The 12,570-nt window shown below is 33.9% G+C and carries 6 protein-coding genes, 2 rRNA genes and 1 pseudogene; 1 reads left to right on the plus strand and 8 read right to left on the minus strand.

What is annotated here, in order from left to right; genetic code table 4:
* Positions 1-218: 218 nt before the first annotated feature.
* A pseudogene (locus AC0B4S_RS04200) lies at positions 219-851 on the plus strand (IS3 family transposase); the annotation flags it as partial.
* 396 nt (positions 852-1,247) lie between these two features.
* Here the strand turns inward: AC0B4S_RS04200 and AC0B4S_RS04205 are convergent.
* From AC0B4S_RS04205 to AC0B4S_RS04240, 8 genes are all read right to left on the minus strand, one after another.
* Positions 1,248-2,780: a transposase family protein gene (locus AC0B4S_RS04205; RefSeq protein ID WP_465101348.1), complete on the minus strand. Its 1,533-nt coding sequence runs from the start codon at positions 2,778-2,780 to the stop codon at positions 1,248-1,250.
* Positions 2,781-3,299: 519 nt separating this feature from the next.
* On the minus strand, positions 3,300-4,097 hold the full coding sequence (locus AC0B4S_RS04210; RefSeq protein WP_465101844.1) for a hypothetical protein: 798 nt from the start codon (positions 4,095-4,097) through the stop codon (positions 3,300-3,302).
* Positions 4,090-5,529: a S8 family serine peptidase gene (locus tag AC0B4S_RS04215; RefSeq protein WP_465101845.1), complete on the minus strand. Its 1,440-nt coding sequence runs from the start codon at positions 5,527-5,529 to the stop codon at positions 4,090-4,092. The genes AC0B4S_RS04210 and AC0B4S_RS04215 overlap by 8 nt, the downstream gene beginning before the upstream one ends.
* A complete protein-coding gene (locus tag AC0B4S_RS04220; RefSeq protein ID WP_465101846.1) occupies positions 5,505-5,954 on the minus strand; it encodes a hypothetical protein in 450 nt (149 codons plus the stop codon). Before AC0B4S_RS04220 ends, AC0B4S_RS04215 begins: the two co-directional genes overlap by 25 nt.
* 291 nt (positions 5,955-6,245) lie before the next feature.
* A 23S ribosomal RNA gene (locus tag AC0B4S_RS04225) occupies positions 6,246-9,135 on the minus strand.
* 289 nt (positions 9,136-9,424) lie between these two features.
* Positions 9,425-10,933 (minus strand): 16S ribosomal RNA (locus AC0B4S_RS04230).
* Together the 16S and 23S rRNA genes form the textbook arrangement of a ribosomal RNA operon.
* 316 nt (positions 10,934-11,249) lie before the next feature.
* Positions 11,250-11,930 carry an IS30 family transposase gene (locus AC0B4S_RS04235; protein ID WP_465101847.1) on the minus strand — a complete coding sequence of 227 codons (681 nt, stop codon included), beginning with the start codon at positions 11,928-11,930 and terminating at the stop codon, positions 11,250-11,252.
* A 76-nt stretch (positions 11,931-12,006) separates the two neighbouring features.
* Positions 12,007-12,435, minus strand: coding sequence for a hypothetical protein (locus AC0B4S_RS04240; protein ID WP_465101848.1), 429 nt, complete (start codon positions 12,433-12,435; stop codon positions 12,007-12,009).
* Positions 12,436-12,570: the final 135 nt, after the last annotated feature.

The raw sequence follows: 12,570 nt of genomic DNA on the forward strand, positions 1-12,570 counted from the left end.
CTCTTAAAGATGATGAAAAAGATGCAGTTATAAAATACTACTATCGAATTTTTAATGAAAATAATATTGATGCAGATATTAAAAATATTAAAGAAATTGAAAATCTTTCATCAAAATACAAGGCAAAAATTTTTTTAATAGCAAGATCAACATATTATGAGAAATTGAAAGATAACAACAAAGCTAAAGAGATAAATGTCAAACACAAAGAAATAATTTTTAAAAGTTTTGTCGAAAATAAAGAAAGGTATGGACGAAGGAGGCTTGCTAAATATATTTTCCAAGAATATAATATTCAAATAAATCCTAGAACCCTTGGGAATTATATGAAAAAGCTTAATTTAAAAACATTTGTTAGACAAAAACGTAAAAACAAAGAATCTAAAAATACTTGTGTTAAAGTGCCTGATTTAGTAAAACGAGATTATAATTCAATCAACAATAATATATATGCAACAGACGTGACCTACATACCAGCACCAAAAGACATTGAGCAAAATCATATTTATTTATCCGCAATTATCGACCATAAAACTAAGTTTGTGACCTATGAATTATCACTTAGAAATGATACTGAACTAATTTTAAATAATATCAGTAATACAAAATTCAAAAAAAATTTTATTTTACATTCTGACCATGGATCTGCTTATTCTTCGCTTGAATATACTAAAAAAATAGAATTGCTAAAAGGTAAAATATCAATGTCAAGAATTGGCAATAGTCTAGACAACCGTGAAATTGAATATTTCTTTTCAATTCTTAAAAGCGAGATTTTTCCAAATTTTGATCAAACCTGTAAAAGGCTTACTTTTATTGAATTATCACAAAAAATCAAAGAATTTGTAGAATAACTACCTTTTTGCACTACTTTTTTAATTTTTTGCCCAGGCTGTTGGGGGTTAATCTTTTTTTATTTTTTAATTTATATTATGATGCTTTTGTTACAAAAAAAAGATAATGAAAAAACAAACCAAAAAAATTTTTTCTTCTTTGGCAATTAAATTGGAAAATTTATATATTTTTTGATGTTTTTACTGTTTAAAAAACCAGAACATAATTATTTATATCATTACATTAACTACAAAATTTCAAAATGCAGCAAAAAGATTTTTAAACCCCCGCCCCCCCGCCCTTGATTGCAATCAAGGGCGCCTTACTTTTGAAAAAGTAAGCAAAACTTCCAGAAAACACGTGCCCGTGTTTTCTATTTTTATTATTTTCTTTTTTAATAAAAAATATTAAAATTAATATGCATCAATTTTTATTTCATCATTGATGCTTCTGTGTAATGCTCTAAGTATCTCTAAATACTCAGCCATAATCTTATTGGCTTCAAGGTTATTTCCTTGTGCATTCACAGAGACACTATTAAACTTTGAGATATATAATTCAAGAGTTTTAAAAAATGAGTTTGTTTTCTTGTGGATAAATGCTAGTTTTCCAACGGCAGGTATAGAATAATCTAAACCTTTTTCAAGAGCTCACATTTCTGTAAAGCTTAGATATTTTCCAGTAGGTTCTTTGGCAAAGTATTTTTTTCCATTATATTTAAAATACAAATTATCATCAGAAGAATGTACTAACACAACATCAGAATTATAAGGAAATATAATCCTTTTGTCATGCATATCGAAGGCTGCAAGGTTTTGACCTTGATATCTAACAACGCCATTTAAAACTTTTCTATTAATCTCTAAATCAACGGCTCAATTGCCGTTTTTCTTTCCTTCTTTTTGAAAGACATTATGTTTAGAAATTATTTTTTTATTCCTTGTGTTGTAATAATTTTGAAATACTTCGTTATTTTGTTTTAAATCATTAATATCTTTATATCCGTTTTCATGAATTAATAATGGGTATTGATCTAATGATGTTCTAAAAGATCTCTCAACGTGAGGTTTATGTTTGGGATTAGATGAACTGAGTACTTCTATTCCTTTTTTATTTAAATCTTTTTCAAAAATTGTTTGTGTGTTTTCATTTCCCCAAAAAGTTCTTCTTTTATCAGTATAAATTTTCTTTGGAAATCCATATTTCTTAAATACTATTTCTAACAGTCTTTGATATCCTAATGTTGTTTCTTGTTCTTCAAATCATGCTGCTAATAATGTTCCAGTGGCAACATCAATTGCATGATAAAGATAGAATGGTTTATTATTTTTTAAATATGGTTCAAGCTGAGCATCGATTTCAACAATTTCACCAAATTCTAAATTTTTCTTTAGACCCAAAACTTGTCTTTGTTTTTCATTTTGTTTAATTTGTTTATAATATTTTTTTAATAGCAATGTTGTCTCTTGTGAAGTTTTCTTCTTTGATAATTTTGCTATTTTTCTTCCTCTTTTGGTTGTATGTATATTAAATAATCCTAATTGGTTGAATCTTCTTACCAGAGTTTTGTAAGAAATTTTTTGCCTTATAAAAGAACCATATTCTGAATAATAATAACTTTTAAACGAAAGTTGGTTATTTGTTAGAACGCTATTTAAAATGACTTCACATATTTTTAAATAATCTTTAAACACTAATTCAATTTCTGAATCTGTAACTTTGCAACTTCTTTGTTGATTTTTATTTTTATGGCTGATGTCAATTTCTTGATTACTTTTTATTATTTTTTTATATCTTTTTACAGTTGATACACTAAGGTTTGTAATTAAACTAAGTTGAGATAAAGATTTTTCAATATTAGCAGCAATTAATATGAGAGATTGCTGCTTTTTTAGTTCGTAGTTTGTTAAGTTTTTGTACTTATCTATGTTATGTTTAAATATCATAAATAATTTATACCATATTTTAATTAAATTAGTTCACTTTGGGTGGGATTTATATATGGGCCTAAATAGTTGTCATTGGACACTTACTTTTATTGAATTATCACAAAAAATCAAAGAATTTATAAACTGATATAATTATAAAAGAATAAGATAAAAAAACCTTCCCAAAGCATTCCGTTTGGCTTAGCCAAATGGTATGGTTAGGGAAGGTAAAACCGTCCGAAAAAAAATTCCCAGTTTACTGTAGGGTCCAATTTAAATTTATTAAAATCACCAAAATTAACAAATCCGCTTATTCCACGCAATATTGCCTCCTATTTATATTATTTATTATACTGTAAAACATATTTTAAACAATATTATACTATAAAGCAAAAAGTTTATACTAATACATCTATTAACATTGCTTTTGACTCTTTATGTCAATTAAGCACCAATAATTTTAGGTCGCTCTTGTGCAATAATAAATCAATAACACGTTTTAATAATTTTTCAATTGCCATATTCATTATATTTATCTTAAAAAAACAGGGAATTATTCTGTCCCTGTTTTTTTGTTTCTGGTAAAAATACATCATTATACCAATATATAATATCATCTAAGTCGTCATATTTTTTAAATTCCATGTGACTATATTTCGGTGCCTTCGTAACTTTCCAAATTTCTGAATAATCATAATACGTTACACCCACATTTCATTTAGGTTCACTACTATTTTTAATACCATATACAAAAAATATATCATTGTGTTTAATTCTTATAAGATTGTAATCAGATCCCAGTTCAAAAATGTAAATATCGGATTTGCTTAAAATCTCATCTACTGATTCACCACCCAAATACGTTGTTTCAAAAAGTTCTTTTATTTTGTTTTCATCTTGATAATTTTGAAATGTTTTTGATTTCTTTGCATTATTTATTATTAAATTATTAAAATCTTCAAGAGTTCTAATTTTTACAATTACCGGATCTCCCCAATATTTTGGTTCACCAAAAAAGTGCCAGTTATAAGGTTTTTCAGTTCAGCGTCGATTCTGTTCTGTTGCACTTAAAATTCTTAATTCATCTGTTGTAAAATCTTTCTCAACAACATATTTCAGTTGTTCTTTTTTTGTGTCTTCAGATATTTTTTCATGAAATAAATTATCAGCATCACGCTTTTTAGCTCTTTCACGAAAATATTCTAACATACCATCCGCATATGGATCCTCATCCGGTTTTTTAATATCTGGATCAGAGTTATTATTGCATGACAATAAAGAAGTTGGTATAAATAATGATGATGAAAAAATTAACAATTTTTTAAGTTTAGTCATTTCTCACCACGTGTGTTGCTGCAATTAAATCATCAACAAAATTAGTTTTTCAAGTAGCATTTCTTTTATAAATTTGATATCTGTACACACCAGTATTTAAAACAGAATAGTCAATAAGTTCATCATTGCTTTTTACTACACTGTGAGACTTAATTGTGTACCAACGACCTCAATTATCTTGTTTTTGAAGAATTAAATCATAGTTTGTAAATAAATAATTTTTATTATGATCATATTTAATGCGTTGTTCAGAATTTTTAAAAATATCCGCATTAGATGTTCAAGAAGCCGCAATTTTTAAATTCTGTCCTGCGGTTAGTTTTAATGATTTACTTGTAAGAATAAGTTCTTGAGTGCTTGCTGGATTTATCTTTGCGATTGAATAATTATTTGCTGCTTCCAACATTGATGTAAAGTGGACTGTCCCAGCGCCATATTTTTCTTCATAGCCATTACTTTTATAGGTTAAATTCTTTAGTTTTGGAGTTATTGCTGAGGATGATAAAATCACTTTCACTAGTGGAACTCTAAATTCTGAATTATTAATTTCTGGTTTATTTTTTAGTAAATTAGAAATTAGTCCAGTAACAAACGGAGAAGAATAACTTGTTCCATTTCCATATTTATTTGAGTTATGCCCCACTTGATAAAAATAACCAGGAGCCACAACCAATGGTTTTGCTAAATCTTTATGTTTATTTACAATCGAATATTTTGAATAATAAGCCACTGAATTTGTTTTTATATTTTCTTTAGCAGAACCATCGTCTAATGCTCCGACCACAATTGAGTTAAATGATAATGCATTTGAATTTATATATTGGTTTTTGTCGTTTATATTTCCGGCTGCTATAACATTAATTACACCATATTTACGTGACAAGTAATCTAAGGTATGCGAAACATCTGAATAAGTAAACTTACCATCACCATTGCTATGGTTTATAAGTCTAACTCCATCTTCAATTACCATCTTCTCAAGTTGAACTTGTCATTCACCTTGTGTTGAAAATGTTGATAAATATATAGTTGAGGTTTTATCTACACCATGTCTACCGCCGGCAATTAATGAAACAAAAGTAGAATGATACTCTTTTTTATTTTTGGCAATTCCTAGTTCTGATTCACTTATATTAATTCTGTTTGCAAAAAAGTTTGTGTAATTATTGTCAAAATTTTTGTGGTAAAGTTCCATTATACCAATTTTACTGTTGAGAACTTTTTTATTATCATAACCTAAACCATTAACCATATCTAAATTATTATGAACTGAATTTATGTATTTATGAACATTTCTTTCATTAGCCATATATTTGCGCATATAATCTTTTTCCTCTGGTGTTGGCTTATAGATCCATTCTAAAATATCATCAGATACCTTGTAAGATTTATATTCATTTTTATAAATTATAAACTTAAATATTTGGGTCATTCCTTTACTTTATTTACCAAGTTTTCACGATCCTTTTCATCTTTGAAGTAAATTCAAACAGTAGGCATTATAAGGCTTGTAATTGTTGATAAATAATTTAAACCTGTATTTTTAATTTTAGTTATAAAATTTTTATTAAAGTCATTTACTTGATCCATATTATAGGCATCAAATTCTATATTTAATAATATTTTTAGTTCATATTTATTGTCTATATATTCAGTAGTAGTTGTATTGGAACTAGAATGCAAAGTTGTTAGTTGTTCCCGAACTTCAAACCTGTCTGTTTTTAAATTTTCATATCAATAAGCTAAATTTTTACTATTTTGATGTGGTGATAAGTAAACCGTGGATGCAACACAAAATAAGGAAACAATTCCTAATATTTTTTTAATAAAATGTTTCTTTTTCTTTGAAAAATTCACAGTTTTTTCCTTTTTATATTATTAATTAGCTAATTTGCCCTAATTTTATTTTTATTTTAATAGGACATTAAAATTATAACTTAAAAAAAAAAAAAAAACTGAAAATATTTTTTAGTTTTCTTAAACACTGAAAAAAGTTTAACATTTAATAAATTAATTTGTTTTCATTACTTGTCCAATATACAACTTCAAAAATTACCCTTAAACAAAACCTCCCCTCGGGGGAGTTTTTACTTATTCTCTGAAAACTGAACAGTAAAGTAATTTATTAAAATGTCATGAATACATTTAACTTTTAAACCTATCAATTTATTAGTAATGGTCAGCTGAATGTATTACTACACTTACACTTCCATCCTATCAACCTCGTAGTCTACAAGGAATTTCAAGGGAATACTTATCTTTGAGGAGGCTTCCCACTTAGATGCTTTCAGCGGTTATCCCTTCCGTACTTAGCTACCCAGCTATGCTCCTGGCGGAACAACTGGAACACCAGCGGTACGTCCACTCCGGTCCTCTCGTACTAAGAGCAGCTCTCATCAATATTCCAACGCCCACATCAGATAGGGACCGAACTGTCTCACGACGTTCTGAACCCAGCTCGCGTACCGCTTTAATTGGCGAACAGCCAAACCCTTGGAACCGACTCCAGCTCCAGGATGCGATGAGCCGACATCGAGGTGCCAAACCTTGCCGTCGATGTGATCTCTTGGGCAAGATAAGCCTGTTATCCCCAGGGTAACTTTTATCCGTTGAGCGACTGCCGTTCCATGACGTACAGCCGGATCACTAAGTCCTGCTTTCGCACCTGCTCGACTTGTAGGTCTCGCAGTCAAGCACACTTCTACCTTTGCGCTCTACATACGGTTTCTGACCGTATTGAGTGTACCTTTGAACGCCTCCGTTACCTTTTAGGAGGCGACCGCCCCAGTCAAACTACCCACCACGCACTGTCTCCCCGCCGGATAACGGCGGCAGGTTAGAAACTCAACATACCAAGGGTGGTATTTCAAGGTTGACTCCTTCAAGGCTAGCGCCTTGATCTCACTGTCTCCCACCTATCCTACACATGTTAGGCCAAGTTTCAATACGAAGTTGTAGTAAAGCTCCATGGGGTCTTTTCGTCTTGATGCGGGTACCCAGCGTTTTCACTGGGACCATAATTTCACCGAGTCCAATGTTGAGACAGTTGAGAGATCATTGCGCCTTTCGTGCAGGTCAGTATTTAGCCGACAAGGAATTTCGCTACCTTAGGACCGTTATAGTTACGGCCGCCGTTCACCCGGGCTTCATTTCAACGCTTCGCATTAAGCTAACGCATCCACTTAACCTTCGGGCACTGGGCAGGCTTCACCCCCTATACATCACCTTGCGGTTTAGCAGAGAGCTGTGTTTTTGATAAACAGTTGCCCCTCACAATTTACTGTGGCCAACGGTTTAATGTTGGCACCCCTTATCGCGAACTTACGGGGTTAATTTGCAGAGTTCCTTAACATTGGTTTTCTCGCTCGCCTTAGAATACTCATCTTGGGAACGTGTGTCCGTTCTCGGTACAGGTACCCTGTTATTTAAACGTTTAGAAGCTTTTCTTGGAAGTATGAAATCACACAATTCAGGCCAAAGCCTTATGCATCGTAGCTCCCGGTTGTAGAATACGCATTTAACTATATTCACCAGTTACTACTTACCCCTAAATCCATTAATAGGTAGTGTTATCCTTCTCCGTCACTCCATCACTATAACAAGGCAGTACAGGAATATTAACCTGTTATCCATCAGATACGCTTTTCAGCCTCTCCTTAGGTCCTGACTAACCCTGGGTGGACGAACCTTCCCCAGGAAACCTTTCCCAATAGGCGTCGTAGATTCTCACTACGAATCGTTACTCATACCGGCATTCTCACTTCTTAAAGCTCCACCAGTCCTCACGGTCTGACTTCATTGCATTAAGAACGCTCCTCTAACGTACTTTCGTACCCGTGGCTTCGGTATTATGTTTTACTCCCGTTACATTATTGGCGCAAGATCTCTTGACTAGTGAGCTATTACGCACTCTTTAAAGGGTGGCTGCTTCTAAGCCAACCTCCTAGTTGTTTATGAAATCTCACAACCTTTCTGACTTAACATAATTTTGGGACCTTAGCCGACGATCTGGGTTGTTGCCCTCGCGAGCCGGGACGTTAGCACCCCGGTTCCGACTGCATGACAATACACAATGGTATTCGGAGTTTGATTATAGTCAGTACCGCTAGGCGCGGCCATTCCATATTCAGTGCTCTACCACCAAAGTTTAACATCACACGCTAGCCCTAAAGCTATTTCGAGGAGAACCAGCTATCTCCAAGTTCGATTGGAATTTCTCCGCTATTCACAAGTCATCCGGGCACTTTTCAGCGTACTACGGTTCGGCCCTCCACTTGGTATTACCCAAGCTTCAGCCTGCTCATGAATAGATCACCTGGTTTCGGGTATATGTCAACATACTAAACGCCCTATTAAGACTCGATTTCTCTGCGGCTCCGCTTTTTTCTGCTTAACCTCGCATGTTAACATAACTCGCCGGTCCATACTGCAAGATGTACGCCATCAGCCATTAACGGCCTCTGACTAATTGTAAGTAAGTGGTTTCAGAATCTATTTCACTCCCCTCCCGGGGTTCTTTTCACCTTTCCCTCACGGTACTAGTTCACTATCGGTGTCTGGTTAGTATTTAGCCTTACCGGATGGTCCCGGCAGATTCAGACAGGGTTTCACGTGCCCCGCCCTACTCAGGATACTATCAAAAGTTTTTGCTATTTCACATACGGGAGTATCACCCTCTATGCTAAAGTTTCCCAACTTTTTCTGCTATAACAAAAATTTGTAACTTTATGTAGATAGTCCTACAACCCCACCCTAAGATGGTTTGGGCTCTTCCACTTTCGCTCGCCGCTACTAATGGAATCATATTTTATTTTCTTTTCCTGTTGCTACTAAGATGTTTCAGTTCACAACGTGTCTCGCAATCAAGACTATTTTATTCATCTTGAAGCAGTTAGACATTACTCTAACTAGGTTTCCCCATTCGGAAATCCCCGTATCGTAGCTCATATCCAGCTCCACGAGGCTTATCGCAGGTAATCACGTCCTTCATCGACTTCCAGACCCAAGGCATCCACCACTCACTCTTACTTATTTAAAAGTTCAATATTTACCTATTGTTGTTGATGTATTCAAAGACATTTTAATAAATTATTTATAAAATAATTACTCGGTTATCCAAAACAAATTGACTAATTTATTTTTTGATGTCGTTGTTATATTAATTTATCTTTACTATTCAGTTTTCAAAGAACAAAAAGAGAGAAGTTCTCTCAAAACTAGATATACATGTTGGGTTATCTCAACCATGACATTAAATAAGAAATGATAACCATATTATAAATTGGTAATTGTTACTAAAATGAATTGTAACTTAATGTACTCCGTAGAAAGGAGGTAATCCATCCCCACGTTCTCGTAGGGATACCTTGTTACGACTTCACCCCAGTCACCGGCCCTGCCTTAGGCAGTTGTCTCCGTAGTTAACAAAACCGACTTCGGGCATTACCAGCTCCCATGGTGTGACGGGCGGTGTGTACAAGACCCGAGAACGTATTCACCGTAGCGTAGCTGATCTACGATTACTAGCGATTCCGACTTCATGTAGTCGAGTTGCAGACTACAATCCGAACTGAGAATAGTTTTTTGAGATTTGCTTGATGTCACCATTTTGCGTCTCTTTGTACTATCCATTGTAGCACGTGTGTTGCCCCACTCGTAAGAGGCATGATGATTTGACGTCGTCCCCACCTTCCTCCCAATTACTCGGGCAGTCTCCCTAGAAAATTAACTAAGGACAAGGGTTGCGCTCGTTGCAGGACTTAACCGAACATCTCACGACACGAGCTGACGACAACCATGCACCATCTGTCATTCTGTTAGCCTCCACTATATCTCTATAGCTTTGCAGAAGATGTCAAGAGTGGGTAAGGTTCTACGCGTATCTTCAAATTAAACCACATGCTCCACCGCTTGTGCGGATCCCCGTCAATTCCTTTAAGTTTCACTCTTGCGAGCATACTACTCAGGCGGATGATTTAATGCGTTAGCTGCGCCAATAGATTTTCTATCAGCTAATCATCATCGTTTACAGCGTGGACTACCAGGGTATCTAATCCTGTTTGCTCCCCACGCTTTCGTCTCTCAGTGTCAATATGTGCCCAGTTAGCTGCCTTCGCCAAATTGGTGTTCTTCCTAATATCTACGCATTTCACCGCTTCACTAGGAATTCCGCTAACCTCTACACAATTCTAGCATGCCAGTATCCAACGCAATTTGGGGTTGAGCCCCAAGTTTTCACGCCAGACTTAACATACAACCTACAGACGCTTTACACCCAATAATTCCGGATAACGCTTGCAACCTATGTATTACCGCGGCTGCTGGCACATAGTTAGCCGTTGCTTTCTGACAAGGTACCGTCAAGGCACTAGCATTTCCTCTAATGCTTTTTCTTCCCTTATAACAGCAGTTTACAACCCGAAGGCCGTCATCCTGCACGCTGTGTCGCTCCATCAGACTTTCGTCCATTGTGGAAAATTCCCTACTGCTGCCTCCCGTAGGAGTCTGGGCCGTATCTCAGTCCCAGTGTGGCGGATCAGTCTCTCAACCCCGCTAAACATCATCGCCTTGGTAAGCCATTACCTTACCAACTAGCTAATGTTCCGCACCCCAATCTCTTAGTGAAGCTTTAAGGCTCCTTTTATATATAGTTCATGCGAACTATATAAGTATCCGGTATTAGCGATAATTTCTCACCGTTATCCCAATCTAAGAGGTATGTTAAGTACGTGTTACTCACCCATTCGCCGCTAAGTTCTAAAAGAACTCCGCTCGACATGCATGTATTAGGCACACAGCCAGCGTTCATCCTGAGCCAGGATCAAACTCTCGAAAAAATTGACTGTCATGTTTTGTGTGTATATCTAGTTTTCAAAGAACTTCATGCTGCTTTTTCAAAAAAGCGCAAGATAATTATAATACAAAAAAATAAAAACCAAAATATTTTTTTATTTTTTTCTGAAGTTGTTTTTTGGAAAAGTCACATGCGAGATATTAACAAAATAATTGTCTTTTAATTTTAACATAAATTTTACATAAAAAATGTATGGGAAAACAGAAAACACGGCAGTGTTTTCTCGTGGGTTTTGCTTACTTTTGCCAAAAGTAAGGCCCCTTTGATTGAAATCAAAGGCGGGGGATTAAAAAAAAATCTTAGGTTATCTTATATTGCCGGACAACTTGCCGATAGTTATTTATTTTATCCATCATATAATCAATTTCTTGCTGAGAGTATTTATCTAGACTTTTTCCTTTGGGAATGTAATACCTAATTAAGCGGTGCATATTTTCTATTGAACCTTTTTGTCATGAACTATATGGTTGGCATTTAAATAATCTTTCAGTTGGAATTACCTGGTGCAATAAGACATTTTCACTACCATTATCAACTGTTAAAGTTTTAATGTCTAAGTTATGTTTCTTGATTAGTTTTAGAAGAGTTTGTTTTATAGCTTTGGAGTTGCGTTTTGAGAGCATAGCATAAGACATTCTGGTTTGCCGTTCAATTATGGTCACAATACAATATGTATCATTGATTTTACCAATAACGGTGTCTAATTCAAAGTGGCCGTGTTCAGAGCGATCATTAATATAAGCTGGACGTTTCGAAATTTCTGTAGCATATTTTAATGTTTTAGGTTTGGTTTGCTTCTTCTTCCTTATGCCATATTTGCCTTCAGATTTTTTAACAATATGGTCAAATTCAAGGAAATAAGGGTATTTTTTGATTATTTTATAAATTGTACTAGGCGAAGGAGCAAATTCATCAGGTGATATTTTTTTAAAAGAATTAACAAGATAGGTAACTGATTTCTTAACTTCTTTTTGCTGCAAATTCTTTTTATTTCTATTTTTATTGTATGTATTAAGCTCACTATACCAATATTTTCTGTAGGTCTTTCATTTCTCTTTAATTGCATCACTTACAAAAAAAGAGTCGCGAAAATGAATAACCTAATAAATGTTCGTATAGCTTTGCAAAATTAAGGGTTTTAACACGCATTACTCTTTTTGAGCACTTAGGACAAACATAGCGATTTTGTTTATCTAAACTAAGTGGTCTGCGATTTGTAATAATTTGGATTTTGCTTTTTATACTTCGAATGTCTCTACCAAAAATATTGGCTACTTCTTGGATTGAGAAGCCTTCAGAAAGTTCTTGTAAAATATTATAAAGTTGCTCTAGATCGATTTGATCTGATCGTAATTTTCGTTGTGTCCCAAGAGTACCTTGCATTTTCAAGATAGTATTATGATTCTCTTCGATTTTAAAATGTTGATATTTATTTTCTTTTCGATATTTGTCAAAAACACAAATATATTTTTCTAAATTTTTCATATAATTTTAAAGTCTCCTTTCATTTTTTAAAAATTATTAATACAACTATTTTATTACAAGGCAGACAAAAACAATGTCACATGCAAAAAATCTTGCATGTGACATTTCCATTTAATATTTTTTTGTTGGTTGTTT

Source organism: Mycoplasma sp. 6934 (assembly GCF_055523595.1).